Annotated in this window: 12 protein-coding genes; 11 read left to right on the forward strand and 1 reads right to left on the reverse strand. The window is 38.0% G+C overall.

The window, feature by feature from the left end; translation table 11 throughout:
• Positions 1-5: 5 nt before the first annotated feature.
• Positions 6-1,331, reverse strand: a complete 1,326-nt coding sequence (gene nhaA / locus K5G00_RS04920; RefSeq protein ID WP_238764683.1) for a Na+/H+ antiporter NhaA — start codon at positions 1,329-1,331, stop codon at positions 6-8.
• A 162-nt stretch (positions 1,332-1,493) separates the two neighbouring features.
• On the opposite strand from nhaA, the gene K5G00_RS04925 reads away from it, so the two are divergent.
• From K5G00_RS04925 to K5G00_RS04975, 11 genes are all read left to right on the forward strand, one after another.
• Positions 1,494-2,342 carry an SPFH domain-containing protein gene (locus tag K5G00_RS04925; protein ID WP_238764684.1) on the forward strand — a complete coding sequence of 283 codons (849 nt, stop codon included), beginning with the start codon at positions 1,494-1,496 and terminating at the stop codon, positions 2,340-2,342.
• A gap of 525 nt (positions 2,343-2,867) precedes the next feature.
• Positions 2,868-3,026: an Arc family DNA-binding protein gene (locus tag K5G00_RS04930; RefSeq protein ID WP_238764685.1), complete on the forward strand. Its 159-nt coding sequence runs from the start codon at positions 2,868-2,870 to the stop codon at positions 3,024-3,026.
• Positions 3,027-3,219: 193 nt separating this feature from the next.
• On the forward strand, positions 3,220-3,432 hold the full coding sequence (locus K5G00_RS04935) for a zinc ribbon domain-containing protein (protein ID WP_158868665.1): 213 nt from the start codon (positions 3,220-3,222) through the stop codon (positions 3,430-3,432).
• Between the two features lie 205 nt (positions 3,433-3,637).
• Positions 3,638-4,702 carry a substrate-binding domain-containing protein gene (locus K5G00_RS04940; protein WP_238764686.1) on the forward strand — a complete coding sequence of 355 codons (1,065 nt, stop codon included), beginning with the start codon at positions 3,638-3,640 and terminating at the stop codon, positions 4,700-4,702.
• Positions 4,703-4,733: 31 nt separating this feature from the next.
• Positions 4,734-6,077: a Gfo/Idh/MocA family protein gene (locus tag K5G00_RS04945; RefSeq protein WP_238764687.1), complete on the forward strand. Its 1,344-nt coding sequence runs from the start codon at positions 4,734-4,736 to the stop codon at positions 6,075-6,077.
• 9 nt (positions 6,078-6,086) lie between these two features.
• Positions 6,087-7,070 carry a Gfo/Idh/MocA family oxidoreductase gene (locus K5G00_RS04950; RefSeq protein ID WP_238764689.1) on the forward strand — a complete coding sequence of 328 codons (984 nt, stop codon included), beginning with the start codon at positions 6,087-6,089 and terminating at the stop codon, positions 7,068-7,070.
• Positions 7,071-7,144: 74 nt separating this feature from the next.
• On the forward strand, positions 7,145-8,383 hold the full coding sequence (gene nagA, locus K5G00_RS04955; RefSeq protein WP_238764691.1) for an N-acetylglucosamine-6-phosphate deacetylase: 1,239 nt from the start codon (positions 7,145-7,147) through the stop codon (positions 8,381-8,383).
• A gap of 91 nt (positions 8,384-8,474) precedes the next feature.
• The gene (locus K5G00_RS04960) at positions 8,475-9,713 is read left to right on the forward strand and encodes an Nramp family divalent metal transporter (RefSeq protein ID WP_238764692.1); all 1,239 of its coding nucleotides are present in this window, start codon (positions 8,475-8,477) and stop codon (positions 9,711-9,713) included.
• A gap of 11 nt (positions 9,714-9,724) precedes the next feature.
• On the forward strand, positions 9,725-10,483 hold the full coding sequence (locus tag K5G00_RS04965) for a glucosamine-6-phosphate deaminase (protein WP_238764693.1): 759 nt from the start codon (positions 9,725-9,727) through the stop codon (positions 10,481-10,483).
• Positions 10,484-10,713: 230 nt separating this feature from the next.
• Positions 10,714-12,366, forward strand: coding sequence for a diphosphate--fructose-6-phosphate 1-phosphotransferase (locus K5G00_RS04970; RefSeq protein ID WP_238764694.1), 1,653 nt, complete (start codon positions 10,714-10,716; stop codon positions 12,364-12,366).
• A gap of 168 nt (positions 12,367-12,534) precedes the next feature.
• Positions 12,535-13,416 (forward strand): coiled-coil domain-containing protein, encoded by an 882-nt coding sequence (locus K5G00_RS04975; RefSeq protein ID WP_238764695.1) that lies wholly within the window; start codon positions 12,535-12,537, stop codon positions 13,414-13,416.
• Positions 13,417-13,436 lie beyond the last annotated feature (20 nt).

A 13,436-nucleotide genomic window follows, 5' to 3' on the forward strand; every position in this document is an offset into this window, starting at 1 on the left:
GGCACTTAATTTTGTGCCTCTTCTTTTTTATCTTTTAATGTAACTCTCAAAATCAGATATCCGACCAGGCCGGCAATAAATGAGCCGATCAAAATTCCCATTTTTGCAGAATTAATCAGTAATGCATCTGTATATGCAAGGTTATTGATAAATAGTGACATGGTGAACCCAAGACCTCCTAAAAATGACACTCCTGCCAGCTGTTGAAAGGTAACATTTGCAGGGAGTTCAGCCAGGTTGAGTTTTATCGCCATAAGCGAAAAAAGGAAGATACCTACCGAATTCCCGGCAACAAGACTTATTGCCAGATTTGTTGAAAGGGAAAAATTAGAATCTCCGGAAAAACTAAATACAACGCCAGCGTTGGCCAGTGCAAAAATGGGCATAATCAGATAGGAAACCCAGCCGTGTAGTCGGTGTTCCAAGTACTGTAAGGGAGCTGCTGTTTTTTCAGTAATTTCTTCCAAATCGTCAATGGCACTAAATTGCCTTTTTGTTAATACGGTTTTTTCGCCATTGGTTTTGCAGTCCTCCATAAAGGCTTCGAGGCTTTCTTTTCCTTTTTCGTAAAAAGAACGCGTATCTGTCTCTCTTCTAAGAGGGATTGTTAATGCCATCAGGACGCCTGCTATGGTAGAGTGAATGCCTGATTTTAAGAACAGTACCCAAACAATCAAACCCATTACAAAAAATAAATACTTTGAGTAAAATCCGCGAAATGACAGCAATACTAAAACTGCAACGATAGCCAATGCTATTCCAATATATAGCCAAACAAGATTGGAACTGTAGAAAAAAGCGATTACCAATACCGCGCCTAAGTCATCGATTATAGCAAAAGCCATTAAAAAGACTTTAAGTCCGTTTGGGACACGGTTCCCTAAAAGTTTCAAAATACCCAGAGTAAAAGCAATATCAGCTGCCATTGGAATTCCCCATCCCTCTGAGCCAGGTTCTCCCATGTTAAGTAAAGTAAAAGAAATCGCGGGTAAAATCATGCCACCAATCGCAGCAAAAATCGGAAGTGAAGCCTTTTTCAATCTGCTGAGTTCCCCTGTTAAGATTTCTCTTTTTATTTCAAGACCAATGAGGAAAAAGAAAATGGCCATTAATCCGTCGTTAATCCATTTTAAAATCGGTTTGGATAATTCAAATCCGGGTACTTTAATGGTGATATAATTGTCCCAAAAACTTAAGAATGATTCTTTTATTGGGCTGTTTGCCAGAACCAATGCGGTAATGGTTGCGAGAAAAAGAATAATACTACTCGAGGTTTCCAGTCGTATAAATTGATTTAAAGGCTCTTTTATTAACTTAATTGTGTTCTTCATTTAAATGTTTTTTGAAAATAAACCGTAAAAGTCTCTAAAAGTTTAATTGGTTTATGATTTTGATTAAAGTTAAAAAAAATGAACAAGAGTATTGTTTTTTATTTTGAAATAATTTAATTTTGTGATATTATTTTGATATCATATTAATTCAATTTTAATGTCATGGAAAAACAATATTCTGCCTTGTCTGGCTATTTATTCCTTTTTTTGGAATTGGTTATTTTAATCTTAATTGTGTTTGGATTTGTGATAGGGATGATTATTCCGGCCCTGATTCTCATTCCTGTTTTTATTTTGATGGCGATCGGTTTCACGGTAGTAGATCCCAATCAGAGTTGCGTTATGGTTTTATTTGGAGCATACAAAGGAACCATTAAGTCAAATGGATTCTATTGGGTGAATCCATTTTTTGTTCGGAAGAAGATTTCGCTTCGGGCAAGAAATTTTGACAGCGAAACAATCAAAGTCAACGACAAGTTGGGAAATCCGATAATGATCGGGTTGGTTTTGGTTTGGAAAGTGGAGGAAACATATAAAGCTGCTTTTGGTGTGGATGAATATGAGCACTTTGTGGTTGTTCAAAGCGAGGCTGCACTTCGAAAACTGGCTGGCATGTATCCCTATGATAACATTGAAGATGAAAATGCAAAAGTCACTTTGCGTGATGGTACTGAAGAGGTAAACAATGAATTGGAAAAGGAAATAATTGAACGTCTTGAAATTGCCGGAATCCACGTCATAGAAGCTCGTATTAACCATATAGCCTATGCACAGGAAATCGCCCAGGCGATGTTGAAAAGACAGCAGGCGACTGCAATTGTAGCTGCACGTTACAAAATTGTTGAAGGTGCTGTAAGTATGGTTGAAATGGCGCTTGATGAATTAAGTCAAAAAGAAATTGTTGATCTGGATGAGGAGAAAAAAGCGTCAATGGTGAGTAACCTGATGGTAGTATTATGCGGAGATAAAGATGCCACACCAATTGTAAATACGGGAACTTTGTATCAATAAAATGGGCACATTCCTTTTTAGTGAATGAAGCGCAGTGTTATACGGAATGTTGGTTTGCGGTAACTTAGGTTTTTTGTCTTGTTAGTTGGTTTTGATTCTTTTTTTGCGGTAAGGATTCACAGGAAGTCTTGTTTAGGTTCTTTAGTACAGAAGGATTGATTGTAATGGGAGTATTTTTACTGATTTTATTAGTTGTTTTTGAATTTGCCAAAATAAGATTAAAGATCAAAACTATGACAGATGGAATAGGAATAGCTTATCTACTAATGTTCAAAAGTGTAAAAAAAAACTATTTGTCAGAACGCAACGAAAACGAGCTTCAAGAAATGTTATGGTGAAATTAATGAGTTAAAAGTTGCAGGATTATGGAAGACAATAGATTAAAAAAAGAAAAGGAATCATTTTTTGGCGGGAAGGTAAAGGTCTTTCTTGTTTTAATTGCTATTGAGGTTGTTATGGCAATTGTGGTATTAGTCCTGAGTTGACTGATTAAATATGATTGGTTCCTGACGGGAGGTATTAATTATGGCAAAGAAAAAAACATTTGTGTTACGCATAAATCCCGAAATGATGGAAGCAGTTGAAAAATGGGCTGCCGATGATTTTCGGAGTATAAACGGACAATTGGAATGGATAATACATCATGCTTTAAAGGATGCAAAGCGATTAAATAAAAAATCGTAAAAAGCAGGTACGCAGAAAATGTAAAAGAAAAGAATGATGTTTCATTTAGAAAAAAGGTATTAAAACTAAATTTTTGGTGGAGGCCGGTAATTATTTCAATATTTGTGTTATTTGTTGAAATAGTAATTTATTTGATTAACGGATACTAATATACCGAACAGATATTTTACTTAACAGATAAAATAAAAATGCCATGAATCAAAAATCGTATACTTGCCCCAAGTGTGGTAACCGGAAGGCGGAAATAGATCAGTTACGCACTACAGGTGCAGGGTTTACAAAGTATTTCAACATTCAAAACAGAAAATTTACTGCTGTTTCATGCTCTCGCTGTGGATATACTGAACTATACAAAGGAGCTCGTTCTGGCGGTGCAAGTAATGTGCTGGATTTTTTAACCAATTAAATCTTGGGTTAGAAGTTGGAGCGGGAAAGTTGTGTTACGAAAGAATAATTGTGTGCCCACACACTTATGAGCCTTTTATGAAAATAATATTTATTTTTTTGCGCTATTGTGAGGTTTTTTAATCTAAAATAGTTATCTTTTTTCCTCTAATGTGTGCGCACACATTAAGGACGGATTGTTGAATTTTTATTGTGGGACTGTTGAAATGGAAAAATCAAAAAAGGTAACTATTCAGGATGTGGCAAATTATGCCAATGTATCAGTCGGAACAATCGACCGGGTTATCCACAACCGCGGAAAAGTATCTCCTGAAAAAAAACAGAAGATTGAAGAGGCAATAAAAAAGCTGAATTTTAATCCGAATTTGATTGCCCGCACACTTGCGCTTGGCAGTCGGTTTCTCGTTTGTGCATTAATTCCTTCAGCTCCTCATTCCGGGCATTACTGGTCCATTCCTAAAGATGGATTGGAGAAAGCTGAAAACATGTATCGGGATTTTGGAATGGTTGTAGATATCTTTCCTTTTCATTTGTTTGATGAAAACTCCTTTAATTCTCAGGCACAGAAAATACTTGAACAAAATCCTGACGGTGTTATCATAGCTCCTCTTTTTGTTCAGGAGAGTTTGGAGTTTGTTAAAAAACTGGAAGAGAAAAATATTCCATGTGTTTTTATCGATTCCGATATTCCCGGACAAAAGAGTCTGACTTACATTGGCCCTGATGTAAAACAAAGTGCTTATATCGCCGCAAAGCTATTGAATTCAGTGGTTGGCAAAGAAAACGAGTTACTAATTCTGCACATGGTGAAAGGTTATGAGAATGCGGCAGCACTCAAAAGAATGGAGGCTGGATTTATAGAATTTTTTAACGAAAAAAAAGGAGATCCAACCCGGATTCACAAGTTGACGATCAATTCAACCAATAAAGATGTGGTGTTCAGGGAGCTAACAAAGTTTTATATAAGAAATCAGAATATAAAAGGAGTTTTTGTTACCAATTCAAAAGCGTTTCTGGTTTCCGATTTTCACCTGACGCATGAACTTGATATCAGAGTTGCAGGCTACGATTTGGTTCAGGAAAATATAAATCATTTAAAGAAGGGCGGGATTGATTATTTGATTTCACAAAGTCCGCAAAAGCAAGGATTAAAAGCCGTTCAGTCGTTGTTTGAACTTTTTGTTTATAAAAAGGAACCCGGAAAAATTCAAAATGTACCACTCGATATCATTATTCGGGAAAATGTAGACTTTTATATCAATTTTAATTAAACTGAATTATTGTAAACCAACAAAATAAACGATGAAAAACACAAGAAGAAAATTTATTAAAAATGCTGCGGCTGGTTCTGCGGCAATAATGGCAGGAGGAATATTGCCGGGGTTTAGCGCTTCAAGTTATAAACGAATTGTTGGCGCAAATGAAAAACTGAGGGCTTCGGTAATGGGCGTTAATTCACGGGGAAATGCACTGGCACAAAATTTTGCATTTCAAGATAATTGTGATGTTATTCACATTTGCGATGTAGATTCCCGTGCCATTAAAAAATGTACAGCAAATGTCGAAAAAGTTCAGGATGTGAAACCAAAAGGATTAACTGATTTTCGAAAATCACTGGAAGATAAGGATGTTGATATTCTGGTGGTTGCTGCACCGGATCACTGGCATGCGCCTGCTGCTTTACTTGCCATGCAGGCTGGTAAAAATGTATATCTTGAAAAACCCTGTAGCCATAATCCCGCAGAGGGAGAGATGTTGGTAGAAGCTGCAAAACAATACAAAAAATCGGTTCAGATGGGAAATCAGCGTCGTTCATGGCCAAATGTGATGCAAGCCATTAAGGATTTAAAAGATGGAATTGTTGGTAGACCTTATTATGGAAAGGGGTGGTATACAAACAATCGCGAATCCATCGGAATCGGTAAAGAAGTTGCGGTTCCGGATTGGCTTAACTGGGAGCTTTGGCAAGGACCGGCACCACGCAGAGCATACAAAGATAATATTGTGCATTACAACTGGCACTGGTTCTGGCACTGGGGAACCGGAGAAGCATTGAATAACGGAACCCACATGGTTGACTTGTTGCGCTGGGGATTGGAGGTCGACTATCCAGTGAAAGTCAGTTCAAACGGGGGGCGATATCGTTATAAAGACGATTGGGAAACACCAGATACACAGGTCATCGGCTTTGATTTTGATAAGGAAGTCTCAATGAGCTGGGAAGGCAGAAGCTGCAACGGGAAACATATTGAAGGCAGTTCGGTTGGAGTTGCTTTTTATGGAGAGGAAGGAAGTATTGTGATTTCAGGAGGGAATGATTATAAGGTTTACGATTTAAAAAATAACATTGTAAAGGAAGTAAACAACGAGATGGAAATCGATCCGCGAGATGCTGCTAATCCTTCGAGCCACTTGGATGCTTTGCATATTCGGAATTTTTTTAACAACATCCTGAATAACGAGCCACTTAAGTCGGATATCAATGGAGGGCATAAAAGTACCTTACTTGTTCAGTTGGGAAATATCGCACAGAGGGTTGGTCATTCTCTCGAAATTAACCCCCAAAACGGACATATAAAAGGAGATAAGGAAGCGCAAAAATTGTGGTCGCGCGAATATGAAAAAGGCTGGGGAATGAAATTATAAATGAATGAAATGAAGAGTTCAAGAAGAAAATTTATAAAAACAACCGGTAAAGGAGTAGCGATTGCTTCTTTTGCAACTCCTGGCTTTATTACAAAAGCGGTTTTTGCTAAACCTCAGGAACAAAAGTTGGTGATTGGGATCATTGGTGCCGAAAACTCACATACGGCTGGTTTTGGCAAACTTTTTAATATCGATAAAAAATTTCCGGGGGCAGAAGTAAAATATGTTTGGGGTGAAACCGACGAATTTGCCAAAGCTGCTATGAAAAAAGGAAATATTCCGGAACAGGTGAAAGACCCAAAAGAAATGTTGGGAAATATTGATGCTTTAATTGTAGATCATCGTCATCCGAAATATCACCTCGAAGCCGCGTGGCCTTTTGTGGAGGCGGGAGTTCCGACTTTTGTTGACAAGCCTTTTTGTTACCGTGCCAGCGAAGGAAAAGATTTTCTGCAAATGGCAAAACAAATGAAAACTCCAGTCACTTCATATAGCTCTATCGCACAAAGTTCAGCTACTTTTGATATGATGAAACAGATAAAATCAATGGACAAAATTTCACAGGTTGTGCGCACAGGTACTGCCGATCTGGACTCAAAATATGGAGGTATATTTTTTTACGGGGTGCACATTGTACAACCTTTAATGTATATGTTTGGTGAGGATATCGAAGAAGTGAAGGTAAACAGAAACGGAAGTGCAGGTAATGCCAGTTTGAAATTTGCCTCGGGGCTGTTTGCTACTCTGATTTTTAAGCACAAGGCGTATGGGTGGGAAACCTTTGTGGAATCAGGAAGTCAGTTTATGGAATTGAAGCCGGGAGTAGAAGAATCAGACCCGCCTAAAAATTATGCCGATATGGTTGAAATGTTCAAAACCGGAAGGGAACCGCGTTCTCATCAGAGTATTTTGAATTGTGTTTCAGTTTTGGAAGCATTGGAGAAGTCGGCAAAAACTGAGAAATGGACTCCTGTTGAATTGCTTAATGTGTAAAGGGCAAAGAGTAAAGATTTAATATTTCGTCTCTGCTTTCGTAATTTATGAATTTCAAACTAAAAAGAAATAAGATGAGTATAAACCAACTAAAAAATAGATACCAATTTTTAATATTCCTGCTTTTAATCTTGACTAGTAACCAATCATATTCCCAACAGGTGATAGAGGGGATTCATTATCAAACCGGTAAACCTGTTCAGATAATGATTGAGGATGGTGAAATTAAAGAAGTGAAGTCAATTCAAAGACTATCAGAAAAAAGCCAAAACGTTTTTGTCGCTCCGGGCTTTTTTGATAATCAGGTAAATGGTTTTGCAGGCGTATCCTTTGCTTTTGGGGAGAGTGATTTAACCGTTGACGGAATAAAAAAGGCTACCAGTGAATTGTGGAAACAGGGAGTAACCACTTATTTGCCAACTCTTACTACCAATAGTCAGGAAATCCTGGTGAAGAATTTCGGATTGCTGGCGAAATCGATGAACAATACAGATTTAAAAGGTTCTATACCAGGGTTTCACCTGGAAGGGCCTTATATAAATCCGGAAGATGGTTTTCGTGGTGCACACCCGAAACGGTTTGTGCGTTTGCCAGACTGGGACGAATTTATGGAAATGTACGAAGCCGCAAATGAAAAAATAATACAGGTAACGGTAGCCCCGGAGATGGAAGGGGCTATGGATTTTATCCGCAAATGCGCGGATAAAGGTATTGTTATTGCCCTTGGGCACCACAACGCAAATACTCAACAGGTAAACGACGCGGTAAAAAATGGAGCGAGGATTTCAACCCACCTTGGAAACGGCTGTGCGAATATGATAAACCGCCACAGGAATCCACTGTGGCCACAGCTGGCAAACGAAGATTTAACAGCCAGTATAATCTGTGACGGCTTTCATCTGTTACCCGAAGAAATTTCTGTTTTTTTTAAGGCAAAAGGATTAGATAAAACTATAATAGTTTCAGATGTAACCAGTTATGCAGCTCTTGAACCCGGTGAATATAAAACTGAAACAGGCGAAACTATCGAACTGACAAAAGATGGAATGTTAAGGTATCCGGCGCAAAATGTATTGTATGGTTCGGCTTCTGCCATTACAAAGGGAGTAGGTCATATTATGGAAGTTACCGGATGTTCTTTGGCAGATGCTGTTAAAATGTCGAGTACAAACCCTGCTATATTGAATGGATTAAACGACCGCGGGGTGCTGGAACCGGGGAAAAGAGCGGACATCATTCTTTTTACACTCGACGATTTTAATGTGAATATCCAAAAAACCTATGTTTTGGGTGACCTGGTTTATGAGAAATAAATAAGTAATAAACTTCAATTCTCAAAACCGAAAATCAAAACACAAATTGGCGATTTAAATTGATTTGAGATTTGAATTTTTTAGAATTAGTATGTCAAAAAATATTTTCAAGAAAATTATAGTTGGCCTCGCAGCAGTTGGTCCCGGGCTTTTCCTGATAGGTTACAACATTGGCACCGGAAGCGTGACTACGATGTCCAAATCAGGTGCAGAATACGGGATGTCACTTTTTTGGGCCCTGGTTTTATCCTGTGTTTTTACCTTCATTTTGATGGTTGCATACGGGAAAGTCACACTAGTAACCGGCAAAACAGCTTTGTTTAACATTAAATCCGAGTTTAAATACGGATGGTTGCTCGCCTTGTATATTTTAATTGCCCTGATAATTGGAGAACTACTGGCATTAATAGGCGTGATGGGAATTGTTGCTGAATTACTGCAGGAAGGAATCCGAATTCTTACCGATGGGAAGACAGTAAATACGCTATGGATTATATTGATAATAGTGCCTGTTTTGTATTTGCTTCTCTGGTTTGGCCGTTATAAACAGTTCGAAAAGGTGCTTACAGTTTTTGTCATTTTAATGGGGGTGAGTTTTATCGTTGTATTTTTTATGCTGAAACCTGATTATTCGACCATTTTGCAAGGAATGATTCCAAGTATTCCCGATAAACCCGGTGCGCTTGGATTGGTTGCTGCCATGGCCGGAACTACCTGTTCTGCTGCGGTTTTTATTGTTCGAAGTACCGTGGTGGCAGAAAAAGGCTGGACAATAAAAAATTTAAAAAATGAAAAAAGAGACGCTTTTGTATCTGCGGCAATGATGCTTTTTCTAAGTGGAATAATCATGGCAGTTTCAGCGGGAACACTGCATATAATGGGCTTAAAACTGGATAATACGGTGGATATGATTCATCTTTTTCAGCCTCTTGGAGGAAAATGGGCTGCCCTGATTTTAATTTTTGGGATTACAGGGGCCGGATTATCAACTGTTTTTCCGATCGTGTTAATTGCCCCATGGCTGGTTTCCGATTATATGGGAAAACCACGTGATGTGCATTCTCCTTTGTTTCGCTGGTTAATGTTTCTGGGAATCATTTTTGCATTTGGCTCTGTTTTTCTCAAACACCGACCGCCGGCTTTAATGATTTTTTCGCAGGCTTTTCAAGCTTGTATTCTTCCCGCAGTTGCCATCCCTATTTTTGTCTTAATGAATCGCAAAAAAATAATGAATACATATATCGCAGGATGGAAAATGAATCTCGGGGTAATTGCCGTAATTCTGTTTTCATTTTTAACAACTTATTATGCCATTGTTGAACTTTTTTAAAACCACAAATAATGATTTCTAAAATTCAAAAAGATAAGCTTAATGTTCGCGTTTTTGAAACAGCAGATTTAATGGGAAAGGCCGCCGCAATTTCAGTAGCGGAAAAATTGGCCGAAGCAATAAAGGAGAAAGGTTTTGCGAATTTAATTCTCGCAACCGGGGCATCACAATTTTCGTTTTTGGAGCATCTTCAAAAAGAAGATATCGGGTGGAATAAAATTACGGTTTTTCACCTCGATGAATACAAAGGAATGTCGATTTCTCATCCGGCAAGTTTTCGAAAATATTTAAAAGAAAGGATACTGGATAAGGTTCAGCCCAAAGAGGTTCATTACCTGGAAGGAGATGCAGATGATATTGACACAGTACTTGCGAGTTATGAGGACTTGTTAAAAACACATCCGGTTGATGTGGCTTGTATCGGGATCGGCGAAAACGGGCATATTGCATTTAACGATCCTCCGGTTGCCGATTTTAACGACCCAAAACTTGTAAAAGTGGTTGAATTGGATGAGGCTTGTAGAAAGCAGCAATTGGGCGAAGGGTGGTTTCCGACTTTCGATGATGTGCCAACACATGCACTTTCATTGACCATTCCGGCAATTATGAACTGTAGACATATCAGTTGCGTTGTTCCCGACGAAAGAAAGGCTCAGGCAGTGTATGACACTTTAAATGTAGAGGTTTCAACAACTTGCCCGGCAACAATATTACGAACTCATCCGGGTACAACTCTTTTTCTTGATAAAAATTCTGCCTCAAAATTGTAGAATAGACCAACTAAAGTAAAGCAAAGGAGTAATGCGGGATTACACCTTCAGGGCAAGTCGCTAATTTATCCGTCGACTTTGAATTATAACAAAAAGCCGCACGGTGAATCATTGATTTGCCTTTTAACTTTACTTTAAATCCACCGGAGAAAAATTTCTTCAATAGGCAATCACCACAAAATGCATTATTTTTGAGTGAATTTTGAAACTGAATCAAAAATTATATCAAAATGAATATTAGCGCATTACAAAAGGAAAGGGCGAAATATCAGCCTAAACTTCCAAAATCTTTGGTTGGAGCGGTTAAACTTGTTGAAGGTGCAAAAACTCAATCAGTTGCCGACCAGAAAGATATCGAAAAATTGTTTCCAAATACCTACGGGATGCCTCTAATCACTTTTGAAGAAGGTGAAGTAAAAAAAGACAGACCGGCAATAAATGTTGGTGTTATTCTTTCCGGCGGACAAGCTCCTGGCGGACACAATGTAATTTCAGGTATTTTCGACGGAATAAAAAAAATAAATCAGGAAAGCCGTTTGTACGGATTTTTAGGTGGCCCAGGCGGATTGGTTGATCACAAATACGTTGAATTAACTGCTGAGATTATTGATGAATACCGTAATACCGGTGGTTTCGATATTATTGGTTCCGGCCGTACAAAACTGGAAGAAGAGTGGCAGTTTGACAAAGGTTTGGAAATTGCTAACGATTTAAATTTGAATGCACTGGTTATTATTGGTGGCGACGATTCAAATACAAATGCCTGTGTTTTGGCCGAATACTATGCAGCTAAAGATGCAGGTGTTCAGGTAATAGGTTGCCCGAAAACCATTGATGGCGACTTAAAAAATGAAATGATTGAAACTTCGTTTGGTTTTGACACAGCAACAAAGGTTTATTCCGAATTGATCGGAAATATTCAGCGCGATGCCAATTCTGCAAAAAAATACTGGCACTTTATTAAGCTAATGGGACGTTCTGCTTCTCATATCGGTTTGGAATGTGCACTAAAAACACAGCCTAATATTACTTTAATTTCGGAAGAGGTTGCCGACAAAAAGCAAACGTTGGAAGAAATAGTAGAATACATGGCAGGCATTGTTGCAAAACGTGCCGAAAATGGTGATAACTTCGGAGTGGCTCTGATACCGGAAGGGTTGATTGAGTTTATTCCCGAAATGAAAGTTTTGATTTCGGAATTGAATGATATGCTTGCTGAAGGTTCGGAAACAGAAAAAGAATTTAAAATGCTGAAAAAAAGCCACAGAAATGAATGGGTGGCAGGTCATTTAACCGATGATTCGGCAAAAGTATTCAAATCACTTCCTTCAGGTATAGCTACACAGTTGACTTTGGATCGTGATCCACACGGAAACGTACAGGTTTCATTGATTGAAACTGAAAAATTGCTGGGTGAAATGGTCAAAGCCAAGTTGGAAAAAATGAAAAAAGCAGGTGAATATGTGGGTAAATTCGGAACTCAATATCACTTTTTTGGCTATGAAGGTCGTTGTGCGGCTCCATCGAATTTTGATGCTGATTATTGTTATTCGTTGGGCTATACTGCATCAGTTTTGATTTCTGACGGAAAAACCGGTTATATGTCATCGGTTCGTAATTTGACGGCTCCCGCGGAAGATTGGATTGCTGGTGGTGTTCCGGTAACCACAATGATGAATATGGAAAAACGTCACGGACATATGAAACCCGTAATTCAAAAAGCGTTGGTTGAACTGGAGGGTGCTCCATATAAATATTTTGTTTCGAAACGTGGTGAGTGGGCTTTTACAACGCAGTTTGTGTACCCGGGACCAATTCAGTATTTCGGACCATCAGAAGTTTGTGATTTAACCACAGAAACATTAAAATTTGAAAAAGCATAGATTCATAAAAAATAAATAATGAAGAACCTTCTGTTTGTTAAAAGCAGAGGGTTTTTTGTTTTTAGGATAAGTGTAAAACGGGTGTAAAATACGTAGCTGCTAATTTGGAGAAACATTATGTTGGAAAAAGATTTTTTTGTATTAAATTGTGTGAAAAAGAAAGATAAAATGAAAAAGCTTGCGATTTTTATTTTGATGGTCGTTTTTTTTGCGTCATGTCACAACTATAAAGAGGATGCAGAGAAACTTTCCGTAACCATTGATAGTTTGCGTAGTGAATCGGAAATGAAAGATTCATCGATTGTCGGATTTTTAAATGATTTTAATGAAATCCAGGCCAATCTTGATACCATTAAAAAGATGGAAGATTTGGTTACCGTTCAATCAGCGCAGGGACGCGAAATGTCGTCCCAACAAAAAGAGTTGATAATGGATGATATTGCTCTGATAAATAATTTATTACAGGAAAATAAGGAGTTAACCGCCTCGCTGCAGAAGAAGTTGAATAATGCCAATTTTAGAGTTGGAAAGCTACAGGGAATGGTAACCGAATTTGAAAAAATGGTGAGTAATCTTCAAAGTCAGATTGATCAAAAAGATACCGAGATTTTGGCGCTGAATGAAGAAATTCAGAAGTTAAATTTTGATATCACTTCATTAAATCAAAAGATTGAGATTATGGAAGATGAGAGTCAACAAAAAACAGAAAGAATTGAGTCACAGATATTGCAGTTAAATGAAGCTTATTACACCTATGGAAGTAAAAAGGAATTAGAAGAAAATGGCGTAATCGAGCGGGCAGGTGGTTTCCTGGGGCTTGGGAAAAACACTGATGTAAAAGAAGATTTTAATAAGGATTATTTTACAAAAATTGATATTCGGGAGTTTAAATATATTCCCTTGCTGGTAAAAAAAGCTGAAGTAGTTTCTGTTCATCCTGCCGGATCTTTTCATATTTCCGGAGAAGAAAAAGCAGACACTTTGTTTATTGATAACAGCGGAGAATTTTGGAAAGCTTCAAAGTATCTGGTGATTTTAACCAAACAATAAAAGTAGACAGCTGCCCTGAA

This window comes from Maribellus maritimus (genome assembly GCF_022267315.1).
Classification (GTDB): Bacteria; Bacteroidota; Bacteroidia; order Bacteroidales; family Prolixibacteraceae; genus Draconibacterium; species Draconibacterium maritimum.

What these genes read in the sequence shown, in the direction of transcription:
- nhaA (WP_238764683.1), bottom strand. Translation starts at nt 1,331, where the DNA reads ATGAAGAACACAATTAAGTTAATAAAAGAGCCTTTAAATCAATTTATA.
- K5G00_RS04925 (WP_238764684.1), top strand. Translation starts at nt 1,494, where the DNA reads ATGGAAAAACAATATTCTGCCTTGTCTGGCTATTTATTCCTTTTTTTG.
- K5G00_RS04930 (WP_238764685.1), top strand. Translation starts at nt 2,868, where the DNA reads ATGGCAAAGAAAAAAACATTTGTGTTACGCATAAATCCCGAAATGATG.
- K5G00_RS04935 (WP_158868665.1), top strand. Translation starts at nt 3,220, where the DNA reads ATGAATCAAAAATCGTATACTTGCCCCAAGTGTGGTAACCGGAAGGCG.
- K5G00_RS04940 (WP_238764686.1), top strand. Translation starts at nt 3,638, where the DNA reads ATGGAAAAATCAAAAAAGGTAACTATTCAGGATGTGGCAAATTATGCC.
- K5G00_RS04945 (WP_238764687.1), top strand. Translation starts at nt 4,734, where the DNA reads ATGAAAAACACAAGAAGAAAATTTATTAAAAATGCTGCGGCTGGTTCT.
- K5G00_RS04950 (WP_238764689.1), top strand. Translation starts at nt 6,087, where the DNA reads ATGAAGAGTTCAAGAAGAAAATTTATAAAAACAACCGGTAAAGGAGTA.
- nagA (WP_238764691.1), top strand. Translation starts at nt 7,145, where the DNA reads ATGAGTATAAACCAACTAAAAAATAGATACCAATTTTTAATATTCCTG.
- K5G00_RS04960 (WP_238764692.1), top strand. Translation starts at nt 8,475, where the DNA reads ATGTCAAAAAATATTTTCAAGAAAATTATAGTTGGCCTCGCAGCAGTT.
- K5G00_RS04965 (WP_238764693.1), top strand. Translation starts at nt 9,725, where the DNA reads ATGATTTCTAAAATTCAAAAAGATAAGCTTAATGTTCGCGTTTTTGAA.
- K5G00_RS04970 (WP_238764694.1), top strand. Translation starts at nt 10,714, where the DNA reads ATGAATATTAGCGCATTACAAAAGGAAAGGGCGAAATATCAGCCTAAA.
- K5G00_RS04975 (WP_238764695.1), top strand. Translation starts at nt 12,535, where the DNA reads ATGAAAAAGCTTGCGATTTTTATTTTGATGGTCGTTTTTTTTGCGTCA.